The organism is Nodularia harveyana UHCC-0300 (genome assembly GCF_034931085.1).
Lineage (GTDB): Bacteria > Cyanobacteriota > Cyanobacteriia > Cyanobacteriales > Nostocaceae > Nodularia > Nodularia harveyana.
Genome location: NZ_JAYGHG010000042.1, coordinates 1 through 19396, shown reverse-complemented (window position 1 = coordinate 19396; position 19396 = coordinate 1). Strand labels below are relative to the sequence as shown.

General features: G+C 38.2%; 13 protein-coding genes and 2 pseudogenes. 9 read left to right on the top strand and 6 right to left on the bottom strand.

The window, feature by feature from the left end; genetic code table 11:
* Positions 1-52 precede the first annotated feature (52 nt).
* Both VB620_RS18930 and VB620_RS18925 read right to left on the bottom strand, forming a co-directional pair.
* On the bottom strand, positions 53-634 hold the full coding sequence (locus VB620_RS18930) for a thioredoxin family protein (protein ID WP_323197702.1): 582 nt from the start codon (positions 632-634) through the stop codon (positions 53-55).
* A 238-nt stretch (positions 635-872) separates the two neighbouring features.
* Positions 873-1088 carry a chlorophyll a/b-binding protein gene (locus tag VB620_RS18925; protein ID WP_323197701.1) on the bottom strand — a complete coding sequence of 72 codons (216 nt, stop codon included), beginning with the start codon at positions 1086-1088 and terminating at the stop codon, positions 873-875.
* A 255-nt stretch (positions 1089-1343) separates the two neighbouring features.
* Here VB620_RS18925 and VB620_RS18915 point away from each other — a divergent pair.
* The 6 genes and pseudogenes from VB620_RS18915 to VB620_RS18890 form a co-directional block, all read left to right on the top strand.
* Positions 1344-2369 (top strand): annotated as a pseudogene (locus VB620_RS18915) (FAD-dependent thymidylate synthase); the annotation flags it as partial.
* A gap of 3 nt (positions 2370-2372) precedes the next feature.
* Positions 2373-2807 (top strand): annotated as a pseudogene (gene thyX / locus VB620_RS18910) (FAD-dependent thymidylate synthase); the annotation flags it as partial.
* Between the two features lie 328 nt (positions 2808-3135).
* Positions 3136-4086 (top strand): ABC transporter ATP-binding protein, encoded by a 951-nt coding sequence (locus VB620_RS18905; RefSeq protein ID WP_323197700.1) that lies wholly within the window; start codon positions 3136-3138, stop codon positions 4084-4086.
* A gap of 31 nt (positions 4087-4117) precedes the next feature.
* On the top strand, positions 4118-5647 hold the full coding sequence (locus VB620_RS18900) for a hypothetical protein (protein WP_323197699.1): 1530 nt from the start codon (positions 4118-4120) through the stop codon (positions 5645-5647).
* Between the two features lie 93 nt (positions 5648-5740).
* Positions 5741-7213, top strand: coding sequence for a hypothetical protein (locus VB620_RS18895; RefSeq protein WP_323197698.1), 1473 nt, complete (start codon positions 5741-5743; stop codon positions 7211-7213).
* A gap of 282 nt (positions 7214-7495) precedes the next feature.
* Positions 7496-8821 (top strand): hypothetical protein, encoded by a 1326-nt coding sequence (locus tag VB620_RS18890; protein ID WP_323197697.1) that lies wholly within the window; start codon positions 7496-7498, stop codon positions 8819-8821.
* 94 nt (positions 8822-8915) lie between these two features.
* Here the strand turns inward: VB620_RS18890 and VB620_RS18885 are convergent, their stop codons facing one another.
* Positions 8916-11123 carry an NHL repeat-containing protein gene (locus tag VB620_RS18885; RefSeq protein WP_323197696.1) on the bottom strand — a complete coding sequence of 736 codons (2208 nt, stop codon included), beginning with the start codon at positions 11121-11123 and terminating at the stop codon, positions 8916-8918.
* 698 nt (positions 11124-11821) lie between these two features.
* On the opposite strand from VB620_RS18885, the gene VB620_RS18880 reads away from it, so the two are divergent.
* The gene (locus VB620_RS18880; RefSeq protein WP_323197695.1) at positions 11822-12991 is read left to right on the top strand and encodes a glycosyltransferase family 4 protein; all 1170 of its coding nucleotides are present in this window, start codon (positions 11822-11824) and stop codon (positions 12989-12991) included.
* Positions 12992-13044: 53 nt separating this feature from the next.
* Positions 13045-14199: a glycosyltransferase family 4 protein gene (locus tag VB620_RS18875; RefSeq protein WP_323197694.1), complete on the top strand. Its 1155-nt coding sequence runs from the start codon at positions 13045-13047 to the stop codon at positions 14197-14199.
* A gap of 119 nt (positions 14200-14318) precedes the next feature.
* On the opposite strand, the gene VB620_RS18870 is transcribed toward VB620_RS18875, so the two are convergent.
* Together VB620_RS18870 and VB620_RS18865 are read right to left on the bottom strand one after the other, a co-directional pair.
* A complete protein-coding gene (locus tag VB620_RS18870; protein WP_323197693.1) occupies positions 14319-14579 on the bottom strand; it encodes a hypothetical protein in 261 nt (86 codons plus the stop codon).
* Between the two features lie 178 nt (positions 14580-14757).
* Positions 14758-16338 carry a mechanosensitive ion channel family protein gene (locus tag VB620_RS18865; RefSeq protein ID WP_323197724.1) on the bottom strand — a complete coding sequence of 527 codons (1581 nt, stop codon included), beginning with the start codon at positions 16336-16338 and terminating at the stop codon, positions 14758-14760.
* 550 nt (positions 16339-16888) lie between these two features.
* On the opposite strand from VB620_RS18865, the gene ahcY reads away from it, so the two are divergent.
* Positions 16889-18166, top strand: a complete 1278-nt coding sequence (ahcY, locus tag VB620_RS18860; RefSeq protein ID WP_323197692.1) for an adenosylhomocysteinase — start codon at positions 16889-16891, stop codon at positions 18164-18166.
* A gap of 176 nt (positions 18167-18342) precedes the next feature.
* Here the strand turns inward: ahcY and VB620_RS18855 are convergent, their stop codons facing one another.
* Positions 18343-19014 (bottom strand): Shedu immune nuclease family protein, encoded by a 672-nt coding sequence (locus tag VB620_RS18855; protein WP_323197691.1) that lies wholly within the window; start codon positions 19012-19014, stop codon positions 18343-18345.
* Positions 19015-19396: the final 382 nt, after the last annotated feature.

Here is a 19396-nt window from a genome sequence, read left to right as displayed (position 1 = left end):
AGAGGGACGGGGAGCAGGTGACATTTCTCACCTCCCTGATCCCCATTATTTGTTAACCAAAATAACTGGGTTCGTTACCAGGTTTCCATTTGATATTGCAGCCAATACTGGGCTTTTGTTCTTCTGTAATGGGTTGACTCGCCAAAACTGCGGCGATCGCCCGCCGTAAATCTGCACCCGTCACGGGTTTCCCATTACTGGGACGGCTATCATCCAACTGTCCCCTGTAAGCTAATTTGCGTTCTGCGTCAAATACAAAAAAATCAGGTGTGCAAGCTGCTGTATAGGTTTTTGCTGTTTCCTGAGTTGCGTCGTGACAGAAAGGAAACTTAAAATCAAGCTCTATAGCCATTGCTTTTAAGGAATCTGGCGCATCATCTGGATATTTTTCCGCATCATTAGCGCTGATAGCGACAATTCCTAAATCACTTCCGTCGTAATCTTTTCCTAAAAGAGCTAATTCTGTTTGGATATGTTTTACAAATGGGCAATGCTGACAAATGAACATCACCAATAATGCTTTTTTACCAGCAAAACTAGCGAGGGAAATTGTTTCTCCAGATACCACTTCTGGTAGATGAAAATCTGGTGCTTGTGTGCCTAATGGCAACATTGTAGATGCAGTTAAAACCATAAAAATTCCTGAGTAAATCAATGGAGAGTTGAGGCCGATTCCTGGTTCCTCACCTTTCTTTATCTGTTATTAGTGTAATACCAATTTTTCAGGAGGAACTAACCACATTTGCCTTAGCGTTTCTTCATACACAGAAATACACGGCAGGTTTGCAGGGAAAAAGTGTACAAAATAAAATTAGAGACAGGAAAATTCCCGCCTCTACATTTGTTAAATCTTAAGTTGTTAAAAATAGTTTTTATAGGTTTGATAACAGGCCAATAATACCCTGTCCTGTGAATACTTCTAATGCAATTAGAGAAACAAAACCAATCATTGCTAAACGACCGTTGAGTAATTCGGCGTAGGGGGTGAACCCTGTGCGATCGCCTTGCTCATCTACATAAACTTTTGGTTCAATGGCAAAGTTGTTCATCAAACCTTGGTCGTCAATAATACTGGTATTAGTACGCATATATTTTATTTCCGTGTTTTTGTCTTATGTAAACAAGTGTAACAAACACGTTAACTTTTGTAAAGTATCTGAATCGACCGAAAGAGATATTATATAGCAACCGCCAAGTAAGTTATGACAGAAACAGATCATGAAACCCTTACAGTTAGAGAGTTTCCAGCCTATTCCCTGTTCCCGCACACTGAGCGTAGCCGAAGTGCTGTTCCCTGTTCCCTGCTATAGTTAATCCGGTTCACACAGACATTAAATTGATCCATGCATCGATTCCGAGTAGAAGTTATTGCCAAAACACCAAACCCGCAGCAAGTGGTTTACGCTGCGATGCACCAAGACTATACAGATGGCTTTGTCTATGACGAGCGCGACTCATGGCCTTCCGAGTCACAATGCGGTGAAATCATTGTTAAGCGACTGTTAGCAGGTGAGCGGGGACACTATGGCCCGCTTGAGCATCCCCAGATTGTTTTTAACTGTGGTTATTTTCCTCATAGTGTGATGCAACAAGCACGTACACATAGAGTTGGTGTATCCTTTGATGTGCAATGTTTGAGCGCTGATACTGAAATTACCTTTGTTAACTGTGAAGGTAGCAGTAACCAGAAGCTGAAAAAAACAATTGGAGAACTATACGACATCTGGAATAACGGAGAAAAAGCAATCCGTCAAAGGTCGATTCGCGGTAGAAATGGAGAAGCACCTGGTGAATATCGCCGTGATTCTCAACAACGTATTCGCAAAATGCGCCTGCGAGTTCTGAATGAAGAAACTGGCTTGTTTGAAGTTGGACATATTAAAGATGTGATATGCAGTGGTTTTCAGCCTGTTTATCGAGTCACTTTGGAGGATGGCAAAACTTTAGATTGCACCGCTAATCACCGTCTATTTACCTCAGATGGCTGGGAAACAATGGGTGACGCTGTTGGTTTAGTGACTAATACTGATGGAACAGTCAAAACACTGACTAAAACATCCTATTTAATGTGTAATGGGCTGGCGGTAGTAGGTAACGGGCTTTACAGAAATAAGGAATGGCTGGAATCTCAAATTAACAAAGGAGTATCTCCGTTAGAAATTGCCGAAATTTCCGATTGTTCTATAAATACTGTTAATCCAATACTAGATACAGAAAACTGGCAAACTAAACCAAAACCAGCAGGAAAAAAATTACGCGCACATCCGGTCAAGGTGAAGAGTGTAGAATACCTGGGACAAGAAATGACTTACGACCTAGAAGTAGAAGGTTGCTGGCATAATTTTGTTGCTAATGGAATTGTTGTTCATAACTCTTTTAGGTATACGGGTAACCAATTTATCGATGTAGTGGAAGGGAAAAAAGACATCGAAGATGTTTTCTATCTGCGTCCGGTTGGTGATTATTCTGACAGACAAGGTAAGAAATATTACTATTCTCCAGAACAACGGGCGGCTGATTTAGCGTGGTGTCTGGAAGCAGCGCAGCGTTACAAGGCTGACTTTGAGGGGGGAATGTCTGAGGAACACGCTAGGGGTAAAGTACCTTTTGATTATCGCCAGCATTTTGTAGTGAGTTTTAATTTACGGTCGTTCATGCACTTTTGTGACATGAGAAATAAGAAGGATGCTCAATTGGAGATTCAACAGTTGTGTGAACTGATGTGGCCTCATTTTGCGGAATGGACTCCGGCGATCGCACAATGGTATGAAAAGCAGCGTCAAGGTAAGGCGAGATTAGCACCTTAAATAGTCTGGTTTTTCAACGCAGAGGAACGCTAAAGTCACGCAAAGTTTTAATTATCCCTCTCTGACTTGGCGCACTTGGCGTACTTGGCGGTTCGATAATCAACTCCATATTCAGAGGGAATTCGCACAATGGTATGAAAAGCAGCGTCAAGGTAAGGCGAGATTAGCACCTTAAATAGCTGGTTTTTCAACGCAGAGGGATGCTAAAGTCTCGCAAAGTTTTAATTATTCTTCGTGAATTAGATTGTTACATTTCCGAAACCAAACTGACACAGGCTGTATCTAGAGGATATGTTAATGTTTTAACAACAGCCCTACTGTACTAGTTATGGTCAAAGAATTAGCTATTCGTACCTGTGGATTAACTAAGCAATTTGAGCGACACATTGCTGTCAATGATATTGATTTAGAAATCCCAGAGGGAGAAGTTTTTGGATTAATTGGCCCGAATGGTGCTGGTAAAACCACTCTCATCCGAATGTTGGCTGCTGCGGAAGAACCAACTATGGGTGAGATTTATATTAACGGCGATCGCCTGCGACTTGACAAGAGTAACTCTCAACTCAAGCGTCACCTCGGCTACTTACCCGATGACTATCCCCTCTATGAAGATTTAACAGTCTGGGATTACTTAGATTATTTTGCTAGGCTGTATCGTTTGCGAGAACCACGCCGTACTAAGCGCCTACACGAAGTTTTAGAACTCATTCAACTGGAAAATAAACGTCATAGTTTAATTTCTACCCTATCACGGGGGATGAAACAGCGATTGAGTTTAGCGCGGACGATTATCCATGAACCAATTTTACTACTTTTAGATGAGCCTGTTTCTGGCCTTGACCCCATTGCGAGAATGCAGTTTCGCCAAATCATTAAGGCTTTACAAGAAGCTGGGATGACAATTTTAATTTCCTCCCATGTTCTCAGTGATTTAGCAGAACTGTGTACTTTTGTAGGAATTATGGAGTTGGGTTTTTTAGTAGAAAGTGCTTCTCTGCAAGACCTTTATCAACGACTTTCTCAACCCCAAATTATTTTATCAACTTTGGGAAGTTTACAATCACTGGAAAGGGAATTAAAAAATTATCCCTTAGTGCAAGAATCGGAGAAAATATTAGGTACAAACAGTTTGCGAGTTAATTTTTCTGGTACAGAAGCAGACTCTGCTGATTTATTGCGATCGCTCATTGTTGCCGGTATACCAATCAATAATTTTCACTGCACTCAAGAAGACCTAGAAAGTATTTTCTTAAAATTAGGACATAAACAAGCTTCTTAGTTAATCAATTATCTTTTTGGAATTGCTAATTATGCAGAATCTCATATCCAAATTAGGCGAGCTTAATCCTCAACTATTCCGAGAAATTAAAGGTAGGTTAAAAACTCGTGGTATTTTAATTATAGTATTTCTATCTTTGATTCTTCAATTAATGATATTAGGAAATACCCCAAATACTCAGAGATATGCGCTATCTATTTATAATTTTTATAATGGGCTGAGTTTTTCGGTAATTATTGCCATCTTAGTTAGTGGAACCTATGTACTCATTAACGATTTAGCCACCGAACAACAGCGAGGGACACTAAATTTTATTCGTCTGAGTCCCCAATCATCTCATAGTATTTTTTTCGGTAAAATGTTAGGAGTTCACATTAATGGATATATTGCCATATTACTAGTGATCCCTATTCATCTATGGATGGGTTTAAAGCTCAACTTACCGTTGCATCAAATTTTAATTTCTTACATAATTTCAATCGCTGCTAGCATTTTTTACTATAGTGCTGGAATATTATTCGCCTTAGTAGGTTTTTGGTTAGGTAATGCTCAATCGAGGTTAGCAGGTGGATTTATTGCCATTTTCTTACTATTTAATCAAGAAGCATTATGTAAAGATATACCTGCAAATAATCCCTTGGTCTTATTCAAGTTAATTCATCCCCAATATTTCCTGGCTAAACCTGACAACAGTTTCAATCTTGCTACTTTTAATTGGTTCGGTTTACCATTAGGAGAAAGTTTTGTTATTAGCGCCACCTTTAGTTTATTAGTTTACTCAATTGGCACATACTTTATTTGGCAATCCATAGAACGATGCTATCATAATCCTCAGACCACAATGTTGAGTAAAAAGCAGAGTTATTGCCTAACTGCTAGCTTTACAGCCATTACTTTAGGATGTGCTAGTTCAGTAAATAACGAAAATTTATTCCCTTTAATATTTTTGAATTTTGGTATCTTTCTCTATCTGATAGCCGCCCTCACGCCCAATTACCAAACGCTACAAGATTGGGCAAGATATCAGCACTTTTATAGTGTAAAACATCCAGGTAAGCAGAAGTTAGTCCAAGATTTGATTTGGGGTGAAAAAAGTCCAGCTATCCTGGCGATCGCCATTAATGCTTTAATTCCTCTAGCCAGTGCAAGCATATTTATTTCTCTCTCATCAATGGCAGCATCCACTAAAATTAATGCTGTTGTAGGGTTGATTTTCATATTTAGTTTAGTGCTAATTTATGCCACCTTAGCCCAACTAATGTTGTTCATGAAAAATGAGCAAAGATTATTATGGACTAATACCATTATGGCTGCGGTAATTCTATTACCAATCATTATTTTAGGCATTTTTGCAAGTATCAATAATAGTATGGAGAATTTCCTGTGGTTTTTCACTATACTTTCACCAGTGGTAATCCTATCACCGCAAACTAATATCCTAGTGCCGTTGTTAGCACTTCTAGGACACGCCACTATTTTAGGTTTATTGCTATCCCAAATTAAAGGGCGATTACACAAAGTAGGACAGTCAGCAACTAAGGTACTGTTAGCAGAAAATTAGCGACTAACTTATGGTTCCTTAATAGTAAGTACTAGCCGCTATACTTATCTGAAATATTTCCACAATTAAAGTGTATTTGGAAAATTGTCAATTATGCCGAATATCATTTCTAAACTAGGCGAATTAAACCCACAATTATTTCGAGAGATTAAAGGGAGATTAAAAGTCTGGACTTTTTTATTAGCAGCATTCCTTTCATTCCTAGCTCAGTTAATATTTTTCCCGAATTTCATATATAGTCAATCACCAGATATTTATAATTGGCTGAGTGCTATGGTAATTATTGCCATCTTAGTGGGGGGAACCTATACACTCATGAATGATTTAGCTACCGAAGAACGGCGAGGCACACTAAATTTTATTCGTCTGAGTCCCCAATCATCACAAAGTATTTTTGTAGGTAAAATGCTAGGGGTTCCTATCAATATCTATATTACAATTTTGTTTGTAATTCCCTTGCATCTCTTATTTGGGTTAAAGCTAGATGTACCGTTACATCAAATTTTAATTTCTTACATAATTTTGATCGCTGCTAGTATTTTCTACTACAGTGGGGCAATATTATTTAGCTTAGTAGGTTCTTGGTTAGGTGGTGTTCAAACTTGGTTAGGAAGTGGCTTTATGCTAATTTTCTTGCTATTCTTTATTCCTGTACTAATGCACCCTAGTACAAGCGATATGCCATTCCTAATCAGTCTAATTAATCCCCAATATTATATGTTTATGCCTGAATCTGGCACTAGTTTCTACCTTAAAAGTTTTGTTCTTACCGCCGGCTTTAGTTTATTAGTTTACTCCATTGGCACTTACTTTATCTGGCAATCTATACAACGCTGCTATCATGATACTAATGCCACAATGTTGAGTAAAAAGCAGAGTTATTTACTGACTACTACCTTTACAGTGATTACGTTAGGATGTGCCAATTCCCCAAATAAAGATAGTTTATTCAGTTTAATATTTTTCAACTTTGTGCTATTTCTATATCTAATTGCAGCCCTCACACCAAATTATCAAATAGTAATAGATTGGGCTAGATATCAGCACATTTATCGTGTAAAACACCCAGGAAAACAGAAGTTAATCAAAGATTTGATTTGGGGAGAAAAAAGTCCGGCTATTCTGGCGATCGCCATAAATGCTTTAATTCCTTTAATCAGTATCAGTGTGTTTATTTCTCCGTTGAATAACGGCTGGTACAAGACTCATGCTTTCATAGCTGTGATTTTTACATTTAGTTTACTGCTGATTTATGCAGCCTTAGCCCAAATAGGTTTATTAATCAAAAATGAGCAGAGATTATTAAGAACTAACACTATGATGGCTGTATTAATTTTATTACCCATGATTCTTTCAGCCATTTTTGGTAGATTCCTTTCCATATTCTCTATACTTGGACCATTACAAATCTTATCGTCAAGTAATGTTCCTTTAAGTGCAATCTTTATGTTATTGGGACTTGTGGGACACGCCTGTATTTTAGGTTTATTGGTATTCCGCATCAAGGGGCGATTGCACAAAGTGGGAGAGTCAGCAACTAAGGCACTGTTAGCAGAAAATCAATAGTTTTCACTTAGCTATTTGCTGGAAATTACGAAACAAGTTAGTATTTTCATTAGTCAATAATTACACTCTTTAATTTTGGAGTTGCCAATTATGCTTAATCTTACGTCCAAATTCAGTGAATTTAACCCCCAACTATTAAGAGAGGTTAGAGGAAGATTAAAAATTCACAATGTCTTATTACCAATATTCATATCTTTGCTGGTTCAATTCCTATTTTTAGTAAATTGGATCACAGGTGAATGGTCTCGTAATAATTATGAATTATTCAGTTCTATCATAATTATGACTATGTTAATGGGTGGAACATATCTACTCATAAATGATTTAGCTACTGAACAACGGCGGGGGACAATAAATTTTATTCGTCTCAGTCCCCAATCATATCAAAGTATTCTATTAGGTAAAATTTTAGGAGTGCCAATATTATTATATCTGGCAATTTTTCTGGCAATCCCATTCCATTTATGGTTAGGGTTAAATATGGGAATTCCCTTATATCAAACTTTGATTTTTTATGTAGTTTTATTGGGTGCTAGCATTTTATATTATAGTGCGGCATTACTGTTTGGCTTAGTAGGTTCTTGGCTAGGTGGTGTTCAATCCTGGTTAGGAAGTGGCTTCCTTGGACTGGTTTTGCTATTTACTCAAAAAAATATATTCCCACGTTTTAATATATTTCTAGGATTGAGCATAATTAATCCTGGAAATTTTATCCCTGATTCTGAGGGGGGACTAAATTTTGTTCATTTTCAGTGGTTCGGTCTACCATTAGGTAATAGTCTAGTTCTGACTACTTGTTTTAGTTTATTAGTTTATGGCATTGGCACGTACTTTATTTGGCAATCTCTGGAACGTTGCTATCATGATACTAATGCCACGATGTTGAGTAAAAAGCAGAGTTATTTCCTAACTGCTAGCTTTACAGTGATTATGTTAGGATGTGCTAATTCAGTAAGTAATCAAAATTTATTACCTTTAATCTTTATCAACTTTGGGCTATTTCTCTATCTAATCGCTGCCCTCACGCCTAATTACCAAACACTACAAGATTGGGCGAGATATCAACACTTTTATCGTGTAAAAAATCCAGGTAAGCAAAAGTTAATCAAAGATTTAATTTGGGGTGAAAAAAGTCCGGCTATCCTGGCGATCGCTATCAATGCTTTAATTGTCTTCACCATTATCAGTGTATTTATTGCTGTGTCTTTCAGTCCTGCATCTTACAAAATTAGTGCTGTTATAGCTTTGATTTTTACACTGAGTTTACTACTAATTTATGCAGCTTTAGCCCAAATATTGTTATTCACGAAGCATCAGCAGACATTATTACGGACTAATACGGTTTTGGCTGCGGTCATTTTATTACCAATAATTGTTTTAGGCTTGGTTTCATCTGGGAATACCAGCAACTACAGTTTCTTGTGGTTGTTCTCTATTTTTGCACCATTACAAGTGTTATCGCCATATAGTGTTCCTTTAGGTGTCATGGTTTCTTTCTTGGGACTTTTGGGACACGCCAGTATTTTAGGTTTATTGCTGTTCCGCATCAAGGGGCGTTTGAAAAAAGTCGGAGAGTCAGCAACTAAAGCATTATTAACCCCAAATTAGCGCCCCAATTTTTTTAGAATAGGTATTTAGGGTTTCTGCATTGACTCGCGCCCCACGGAAATGCTATAAATTTTCTGGGGCGCAACATTTCCACTTACAGCTTTAAGCGATAAATAATCACTTTAGCTTTGGCATTTTCTTCTACAAATACCAGATATTCACCATTAGATCGCCGCATAGCACGAATCCCATAGGGAATATCAATCCAACCACTTTCCTCTGCAACTTCTGGTCCTGGTTTTAACTTTTTCACTAAAGCCCCTGTGTTGGCATTATATATGTATACTTCTGCGGTTTTGAATGTCACAGCAAAAACATAATCTCTAGTTACACTCATGGCGGCGGTGGAAACTTCGCGTTTACCTGTAGTATCGTGGGGAACTACTATCCGCCAATGGGGAGTTCTATTTCCTCGACTCCAATTATCAAACCGCACAATTTCGGAACCCAAAACTTTAGTGTCATCTCCCACGGCTGGATGATCCACTGTGAAACCTGATAAATACATGGTATCGGTTTCTGGTAAATATTCGATGCGCCGCAAATCTGTAAATAGGCTGGGGGTTTCTTGCTTTTGCATGGAACTATAGGTGTAAATAGGGTTCCCATGTGTATCTAATCCCTGCAAGGGATAGTGTCGGATACCGTCTTTGGTTCGCAAGGTTTTCCAGACATCTCCTTTACTATCTACCCACCATCCCCCGATGTAAGGATAATCTTGGCTGCGGTCGTATTCACTCTGATCAAATTTACCGTTATTGTTGCGATCGCGCCAAATCCATTCTCCTTTTTCTGGTTGCTGTGGCGGCCAATTTCCTGGAATTGATTTTCCCCCACCTCCATGAGTTCCCACAAACATTCCCGCCGGAATCGCAATTTTGCCATCTGTACTGGGATTGAAGCGATAAATTTGTAAAAAGCTTTCATACATATCTGTGAGGAAAACAAAGGGTTTTCCTTGAATGCGACGCACCCAGGTTGCATCTGGCGATGTATGCAAACGTGGATCTTGGGGATATTTGAAAGGATTTAAAGTGTAGGCTTTGTAAGTCCATTGCTTACCAGCTGGTTTACTATAATCCATCAAAAATTGTTCTTGTTTGGTAAATAAATCTAAGCCATCGCTTTGAGGATCAGCATCAGCGTTATCAACAAAGATTAATCCCAATAATTGCCATAACAGCTTTCCTGATGGTGAAAACTTCCGTAAATCTGTGCCTGATTTATTAAAACCATTACTATTGACATAAATATTCCCGGCGGAATCTGTACCTACTCCGGTTAAACCATAAAATTTTAAATCTTCCACTTCACCAGGAACACCTGCATATACTCCTCCCGGTTTACCCAAAGTACCCACCTGTACTGGCTGATCTTTAATTTGATAAATCAGCACTTGCTGACGAGGTCCATTTTCTGTGACTAAAACCCTGTCTTGACTATCAACTGCGATCGCACTAGGTTCGATAATATTAGTAATTTCTGGGGGTAACTGCTTTCCTTCGGGTGAATAATTCACAATTTTAGGATTACTCCCTTGTTGAATAATCCACAAAATACCTTGTTTATTAACAGCTATTCCCCCCGGATTATTAACAGTAAAACTGCGGATTTCCTCCATCGTTTCGGTATTATAAACACGCAGAAGATTAGCAGCATTATCACTTACATATAACTCGTTTCCCCTCGTAGCTAAACCAGTAACTTCACTCTTATTACTGACAATTAACATACTTTTATCCCAACCACGTCCTGCTGAGAAAGGTGCAGATTTCCCAGATAAATCATAACGTCTGACGCAATACCAAGTTGTCCCTTCTGGAGGATAGTCTTGATCTTGGCGATTCACAAAACCTTGGCGCAAAGCAATATAAATATATTGATCATTGGCCGTGACAGCTTTTCCCCCATTACGATTCCAACCGTGGGTATCACTCAATTTACCAATCACATCACCGTCTTTATATATTCCGGCTTCTCTAGCTGCTTCATCCCAAATACTATTAGTATAAACTGTGCCATTAGGGGCAACATACATGGCTTCAATATTATTTTGTACCCACTTTTCACCCCCAGGAAATGTATTCCCAATCCAAGAGGTTTGATATCTGGGCTGAGGAGTAATGCTGTTAGCGCCATAATCAGAAACCTCCAGAGAAGTAAAAATTATAGCTATAGCTATAACTATGACAAAATTAATAAATTTTAGCCTCTGAAAATTTTGATTTCGAGATAGCCTGTTTATATTTTGAGATAATTTTTGGTAAAAATCGCCAAATTGCTCTATAGTTCGATTTTTCATATTATTTACAGCGATGAAATTATTGACATTACATGACTTTCATTAAACAGAAATGAACAGAAAATAAATAAATTTTAATGGCATCTGTGCGTAAGCTTACACTTAATCATGATTTTTTTAGTAATGAATCTTCTTAGCTGATTGAATGTATTAAAACTCATGGGATTTCAGTAATGAAATAATACTATGTCTGTAATAACAGATAAATCTTTATGGGTAGTTAATGTTTATCAAAGTTTCACTTAAAAAACATATAAATTTAATTTATTTCTGATTCATGAATATAAAAATATGTAACAATTAACACCAAAACCAAAAGTAAATTTAGGAGGAAATAATTTTAATAATTACACAGAAAATATACACTTATTGACACTGTGATATAAATAGTTTATAAAATGATTTTTTCTAGAAATATCTACAGAATAAAACTGAAAAATTACTGATTATGTAGATAATCACAGGATATAAGTATTATGAATCTCAACTATTTTACGTCTGAGTAAGAACTAGCACTTAAAATTGCTTAGGACTTATGTATAAATTATGGAATAACTAACCACAGAGACGCAGAGGACACAGAGGAATAAGGATTTAAGTAGTCAATGCGCTTATCGAAGTCAGAGTTTTTGCGTAAATCCTGTGCAGAGACAAATTAATTGATCCTCTGTCAATATATAATATTAGGAGCTAAGTGGATGGAAAGTAAACAATATCAATTTAATTCAACTTCTGCATCCATTCTCACTCTGGGAATAGGCTGGTTTCCTGAAACTCCCGGTGGATTAGAACGCTATATTTATGAACTAACTCATAAGTTAGCAGCTAATGGAGATCAAGTGGAATTATGTGGAGTTGGTTTACCCGCTACTGAATTAAATGGGGTGATGAAGCTGACTAATTTGGCTGATCCAGATCAGACAATTTGGCAAAGAATGATATCTATTCGCCAGAAATTTCCAAAAATACGAGTTAGCAAACTAGATGCAATTAATTTACATTTTGCATTATACAGCTTTCCTATTTTGGATCTTCTGCCCAAAGGCATACCTATAACTTTTAATTTTCATGGACCCTGGGCTGCTGAAAGTCAGCAAGAAACAGTTAATAATCAACTTAGTCTGTTTTTGAAGCGTAGGTTAATAGAACAAAGTACATATAATCGCTGCGATCGCTTTATAGTTTTAAGTAAGGCATTCGGTAATATTCTACATGAACAGTATCAAATACCTTGGCATAAAATTCATATTATCCCTGGGGGAGTGAATCTTGATTGGTTTCAAGCCAATTTATCACGAGAAACTGCACGTCAGCAGTTAGGTTGGCCAGAAAATCGCCCTATACTATTTACATCTCGGCGCTTAGTACAGCGAGTTGGTATTGATAAATTATTACAGGCGCTGGCGATAATTAAACCACAAGTTCCTGATATTTGGCTAGCGATCGCTGGTCGTGGTCATCTGCAAGCTAAATTACAACAACAGGTGCAAGAATTAGGGTTAGAAAACAACGTGAAATTTTTAGGTTTTCTCCCTGATGCACAATTACCCATAGCTTACCAAGCTGCGGAATTAACAATTATGCCCAGCCAATCTTTTGAAGGGTTTGGATTAGCAATTATTGAATCTTTAGCTTGTGGAACTCCAGTTTTATGCACTCCAATTGGGGGAATGCCAGAAATTTTAGCATCATTTTCCCCAGACTTAATTACTGATTCAACTGAAGCCCCAGCCATTGCCGAAAAATTAGCCCAGATACTTTTAGGCAAATTAGAAATTCCCACACGCAAAGCTTGCCGTGAGTACGCAGTTAATAACTTTGATTGGCAACAAATATCCCAAAAAGTGCGGCAAGTTCTCTTAGCTTAACCTCCCTCTTTCTAATTACTCTGTGTTCTCTGCGTCTCTGCGGTTCGTTAATTATGAAAATCCTGTTTTTAGATCAAAGTGGTAAACCTGGTGGTGCAGAACTGTGTTTAATTGATATTGCTAAACCTTATGGCGATCGCGCTTTAGTAGGCTTATTTGCCGATGGACTTTTTAGAAAGTTACTCCAGCAGCATAATATCCCTGTCCAAGTGTTAATAAATCAACCAATTCAAGTCCGTAAACAAAGTAATTTACTGCAATCTTTGGCGAGTGTGGGACAACTAATACCACTATTAATCAAAGTAGTAAAAATAGCTCAAGAATATGATATTATTTACGCCAATACTCAAAAAGCCTTTGTAATTGGCGCACTAGCTAGCTTTTTATCTGGTCGTCCTTTGGTTTATCATTTACATGATATTCTTTCCTCAGAACACTTCAGCCAAACTAATCTGCGGATTGCTATTACTTTAGCAAATGGTTTTGCGACTTTAGTAATTGCTAATTCTCAAGCTAGTCAAACGGCTTTTATTCAAGGGGGAGGAAATGCCAAACTTACGGAAATTGTGTATAATGGTTTTGATTGCCAAAAATATCAAACTGCTGAATCTGAAGTTGCCAAAATTAGGCAAGACTTAGATTTAGAAGGCAAATTTGTAGTTGGACATTTTAGCCGTCTTGCACCTTGGAAAGGTCAACATATTTTAATTCAAGCTTTATCTGAATGTCCCCCAGAAGTTACAGTAATTCTAGTTGGTGATGCCTTGTTTGGTGAACAAGATTACGTCCAACAATTGCATGAACAAGTTAAAGAAATGGGACTGGAAAGCCGGGTAAAATTTTTAGGTTTTCGTGAAGATATTCCCCAATTAATGGCAAGTTGTGACTTAGTAGCACACACCTCAACTTCTCCAGAACCCTTTGGAAGAGTGATTGTTGAGGCGATGCTATGCGGTAAGCCTGTGGTGGCTGCTGAGGCTGGGGGTGCAATGGAATTAGTGGAAAATGGTGTTAATGGTTTTCTGGTGACACCAGGAGAAAGTGGGGAGTTGGCAGAGGTGATTAATATCTGTGTTAGAGAAAGGGATATGATTGCAAGTATGGCTGATCATGCTAGGGCGATCGCCAGTCAGCGTTTTGATATAATCACTATTAATCAACAAATTGCTCAACTATTAAATCAGTTATCAGTGAACAGTTATCAGTGAACAGATTTAATGGGCGATCGCTAATCTATCTGCTAATTTACCACACCAGACTGGTTACGCAGATATGCTAAATGAGCGATCGCCTTCGCTTTTTCCGCAATTCCCCTAATTCCCACCTCTTAAGCTACCTCTCGCAGTGGGGACGTATTTAATTCTGAAAATGGTAGTGAAAGTTGTTCAGATGGCGACGCAGCAGCTTGTTCTAAAACTTCGACTTGGATATTCACACTCACTAAATAACTACCAGCATTACTACCAATAGCTTCAGCGATTAATTGAGGAATATCCGGGCGTTTCGCAGTCAAAGGATCACGTAAAGTACACCGATCCCATTCGTGCTTGGCAGTGGGATTGAGGTTGAGAATATAATGCTTCATCATGGAACTAACCCTTAAATCCATCTTCCAGAACTCTTTAGCAGAGAGGTTTTGCTCTTCACTAGGCTGTGTGAGCGCTACAGCTATTATAGTACAAATGTTCTACAATAGCAAGAGGCAATTTGCTGGTCATTGGCACTAGGAAAAAGCCGGGGGAAGACCAATGACCAATGGCTAATAACTAATTAGATTTCCCATTCACTTGGGAATGCAGCGATTTTTCTTCATTTAGCCAAACAAGGTGTTGAGGTACAGAAATAGTAAATCCGGCTTCATCAAAGGCGATTTTTACGCGACGGTGAAACTCCCGCCCTACTTCCCATTGCTTGAGTGGGAGTGTTTTAATCCAGATCCGAATCATCGAACCGCGATCGCCAAAATTATCGATTCCCAGAACTTCTGGCGGTGCAACCATCACACTTTGCCAGTACGAATCTTCATTCATCTTCGCACTTACCTGTTTAAGCAATTCCAAAGCATCATCAATGTTATTTTGGTAAGCCACTGGAATAGTTATATCAGAACGTGACCAACCGCTAGAAAGATTGGCTACGACTTTAATTTCACTATTGGGAATCGTAATTAAACGCCCTTCCCCATCTCGCAACTGAGTAATCCGCAGATTCAGATTTTCTACCAAGCCTCCCACATCTCCGACAGTAATCACATCCCCTAAAGCATATTGGTCTTCAACAATTACCAGAAAACCGTTAATGGCATCTTTAATTAAACTTTGGGAAGCTAGAGATAATGCCACACCAACTAAGCCAGCACCTGCTAATAAAGGAACGATATCTATACCCAAGGAAAGTAGAGATAGTAAAATACCAACTACCACCCAAATTCCGGTAACGATGCTTTTAGACACACCAGAAAAAGTTGAAACTCGCAGTTCCATCCGTCTCGATGTTTCTGAGTTTAATAAAATACCACTACTAATTAAAGTAGAAGTAAAGCGGTCAATCAGAGCATAGGTGAAACGGATTCCTAGATAAATTCCCAATAACACAAAACCCAATCTTACAGGAACTTGGGCAGCAGAAATAATTACCACTTGAACTACTCGTGTATAGGGAAATAGTCCCAAAATGAAGACAATTCCACCTCCCCAAATTCCAGCTTGCGTTAATTGAAACAGTCTTTTTTTGACTTCCTTCAGGTCTCGATCTTGCCGTTGATTTAGTTTGGTTGTCAGCTGTTGAGCATTATCTGCAATCGGTAAAATGGGGTGTTGTGACTTTTTACGGGAACGGCATTGGAAGTAATACACTCCCCCACTTAACACAATCATGAATATTCCCACGCCACCAGCAATTTGAGCTTGGTTGATTAAAATCTCACTTGTGCGTTCTGTGCCAGCCCGTTGCAAGGCTCTTTTTAACTGTTCGGTAATTTGAATTGCCGATACAGCTGGATCTTCTCGTCGTAATCTTGCATCTTCGGTGGTAACGGTCATCAAGTATTGATCATTAATATAAATTACTGGTAGTCCATTTAGTGTTCGGGTTTCCATCTGAATTTCTGGTTCAGTTGAATTTAAATAGTTGTGGAGGATTTGATTTAAATTCTGTTGGATATTGCGAGAACGCTCGGTAAAGTTGCCTGTTGTCGCTGCTATTTGAAATACCTGATAGCCGTCTATATAAATCCAGCCAGAAATAGTTCTATTATCACTATCTCCACTTGTACCAGGAGTTTGTAGAAAAGGCGAAAGGGGAATTTGTGCAGAGGCTTTCGGTATAGAAACAATACCTATTGCCATTGAACTGGCTATTGTCAATATCACACCTGTACCTAAAATATTTTTGGGTGATTTGCGGTTTATTTTTGAGTTTAAGGCTGGATGAAATACGCCTAAACTGGGCAAATTATTGGTTTTCTTCTGGCTATTACCAAAACAGTTTTCGTTTGAGAATAACCGTTTATGCTCAATAGAAGCAAAATTAGATAACAGGACTTCCTTGGCGATCGCTAAAAATTTCAAACGCACTCAAATACCTCCTTGCACAAAATTTACTATCAGCTACTTTTAGAGCATTCTCTAAGACTGGCTTATGTAAATGTAGCTATCTCAAGTATTTGAATTATGATAATCTTTCTAACTTGCGATAGATGACAGTTTACTTCATCTGTTTTTGATAACAGATATAGAGCGCCTGATCATACTCTTAACAAAAAATCAGTCAAAAAATAAAATCGGGGATGAGGTTGACCGAAAACTTCTGTGGAGTCAAACTAGAAAGGAGTACAATATTGTAGTAAGGTACGTAAAATTTACGTATACCTTTTTATTTTTCTGAGGATAATTTTCAATGACTGCAACCACTCCCAGATTAAAGCACGAGGTTAAAGACCTCGCCCTAGCTCCCTTGGGAAGACAACGAATTGATTGGGCTGGACGGGAAATGCCCGTATTGAAGCAAATCCGCGATCGCTTTGAGAAAGAAAAGCCATTTGCTGGATTGCGCCTTGTAGCTTGCTCCCACGTAACCACAGAAACAGCACATTTGGCGATCGCCTTAAAAGCTGGTGGTGCTGATGCAATTTTAATTGCAAGTAACCCCCTATCAACTCAAGACGACGTAGCCGCAAGTCTTGTAGCTGATCACGAAATTTCCGTATTTGCTCAAAAAGGTGAAGATAACGCCACCTATAACCGCCACGTACAAATCGCCCTAGACCATCGCCCCAACATCATCATTGATGACGGTAGCGACGTGGTAGCAGAATTGGTTCAAAACCGTCAACACCAAATTGCTGATTTGATTGGTAGCACCGAAGAAACCACCACAGGTATCGTTCGTTTACGCGCCATGTTCAACGATGGGGTTCTCACCTTCCCCGCCATGAACGTCAACGACGCAGACACCAAGCACTTCTTCGATAATCGCTATGGTACTGGTCAATCTACCTTAGACGGTATTATCCGCGCTACAAATATTTTGTTAGCTGGTAAAAACGTTGTTGTTGTCGGCTATGGCTGGTGTGGTAAGGGTACAGCCCTCCGCGCCCGTGGTATGGGTGCAAACGTCACCGTTACCGAAATCGACCCCATCAAGGCAATTGAAGCCGTCATGGATGGTTTCCGTGTCATGCCTATGGCGGAAGCTGCATCTATTGGTGATATCTTCATTACTGTGACAGGTAACAAGCACGTAATTCGTGGTGAACATTTTGATTCCATGAAAGACGGTGCGATCGTTTGTAACTCCGGTCACTTTGATTTAGAACTTGATTTGAAATACTTAGCCGCTAACGCTAAGGAAGTTAAGGAAGTCCGTCCTTTCACCGAAGAATATAAATTGACAAGTGGTAAATCCGTTGTCGTACTCGGACAAGGACGTTTGATTAACCTAGCTGCTGCTGAAGGACACCCCAGCGCAGTTATGGATATGAGTTTTGCTAACCAAGCATTAGCTGTTGAATACCTAGTGAAGAATAAAGGTAATTTAGCTCCTGGTATGCACTCTATTCCTGTTGAAGTTGATCAAGAAATTGCTCGCTTGAAATTACAAGCTATGGGTATTTTCATTGATAGTTTGACAAAAGATCAAATTGAGTACATCAATTCTTGGACTTCTGGAACCTAATCTTTGTTGATTAATTGATTTTTTAGGGATAGGCTTTTGGGCTTATCCTTTTTTTTTCGTTTTGTGTTATGGATTTATTTAACGAACCACGTTCGCGTTAGCGTCTCCTCTTGGGAGAAGGACACGAAGAACACGAAGAAAGAAGGAAAGAAGAAGAAGAAAAGCAAACTAAATTATTATTTACCTTCTAAAAGATTAACTAAAGTATCTAATTTTTCAAAAACTTCATCGTAAGTAACAATCTGTACACCTTGAGAGTTAGACCGATAAAGTTCAAAAGTTCGCTTTTTGTCACTATTACATAATTCTTGCTTTGCATTACCAGCAATTAGAATGCACTGAGGGCTAAAAACATCAAATTTTTCTTGAGAATGCTGAACAAGACTATTATAATCTTGGCTTAAAGAATTTTGACTTGTTAATAGTTGATTTATAGCACCTGATATTTCACTAGAGCTTGCATAGACTTCAGACCTATATTCACTCCCAGCAAGAAGTTTTGTCGTAGGTGTTTTAATTTCTATCAATGCTGTGTTTCGTGTTAGTTTATTAACCATAATAAAGTCAATGACTTTGCCACCACTATTATGTATTCCTTTTCCACCCACATAAGCTTTAGAACCAAAAATAGTGACTGGTATAGAAAAAATTTGTCCAAGCATAAGTGAGTTTTCTTCAAAAAATTTATGCCAAAATTCTTCGGAGGAATTATTTTGATTATCTTTCCATATTTCAAGAATATTTTTGAGATTATCTACTGCTACTATTCTGTTAAGTAATTTTTGAACTTCAATATCTCGTTCGTTTTCTGATTTATTTTCCAGAATATCTACTATAATTTTTGACATTTCCCTTGATGTTATTAATAGTTCTAAAATTCTATTGAATTCACCTGGAGAATCAACTTTCTGGTTTAACTTAGTTGTTAAATTGCTGATATTTCTAGGTGGATTTATTCGCTCTCTACGTATCTCTAGCGCTTCCCAATTAAGATCAGTATTTTCTATAAATACCTCCCTAAATGTACTTTTAGTATTATGGCTACGATGTACTTCAAATTTCTTTGATATCTCAGTTGCAGCCTTATTTACACTATCAGATACCCCTCTTCTGTCACTTTCCGGCTATTCTGAATAAAAGAATAAAAAAAGAAAACCCTGAAAGGTAAGTAGGGCAATGGATGTAGAATTACAAATTTTGAAACATTTGGCAAGAGATGCTCACCCAACA

Coding starts and splice junctions, on each gene's coding strand:
- VB620_RS18930 (WP_323197702.1), bottom strand. CDS start 634: ATGGTTTTAACTGCATCTACAATGTTGCCATTAGGCACACAAGCACCA.
- VB620_RS18925 (WP_323197701.1), bottom strand. CDS start 1,088: ATGCGTACTAATACCAGTATTATTGACGACCAAGGTTTGATGAACAAC.
- VB620_RS18905 (WP_323197700.1), top strand. CDS start 3,136: ATGGTCAAAGAATTAGCTATTCGTACCTGTGGATTAACTAAGCAATTT.
- VB620_RS18900 (WP_323197699.1), top strand. CDS start 4,118: ATGCAGAATCTCATATCCAAATTAGGCGAGCTTAATCCTCAACTATTC.
- VB620_RS18895 (WP_323197698.1), top strand. CDS start 5,741: ATGCCGAATATCATTTCTAAACTAGGCGAATTAAACCCACAATTATTT.
- VB620_RS18890 (WP_323197697.1), top strand. CDS start 7,496: ATGACTATGTTAATGGGTGGAACATATCTACTCATAAATGATTTAGCT.
- VB620_RS18885 (WP_323197696.1), bottom strand. CDS start 11,123: ATGAAAAATCGAACTATAGAGCAATTTGGCGATTTTTACCAAAAATTA.
- VB620_RS18880 (WP_323197695.1), top strand. CDS start 11,822: ATGGAAAGTAAACAATATCAATTTAATTCAACTTCTGCATCCATTCTC.
- VB620_RS18875 (WP_323197694.1), top strand. CDS start 13,045: ATGAAAATCCTGTTTTTAGATCAAAGTGGTAAACCTGGTGGTGCAGAA.
- VB620_RS18870 (WP_323197693.1), bottom strand. CDS start 14,579: ATGATGAAGCATTATATTCTCAACCTCAATCCCACTGCCAAGCACGAA.
- VB620_RS18865 (WP_323197724.1), bottom strand. CDS start 16,338: ATGGCAATAGGTATTGTTTCTATACCGAAAGCCTCTGCACAAATTCCC.
- ahcY (WP_323197692.1), top strand. CDS start 16,889: ATGACTGCAACCACTCCCAGATTAAAGCACGAGGTTAAAGACCTCGCC.
- VB620_RS18855 (WP_323197691.1), bottom strand. CDS start 19,014: ATGTCAAAAATTATAGTAGATATTCTGGAAAATAAATCAGAAAACGAA.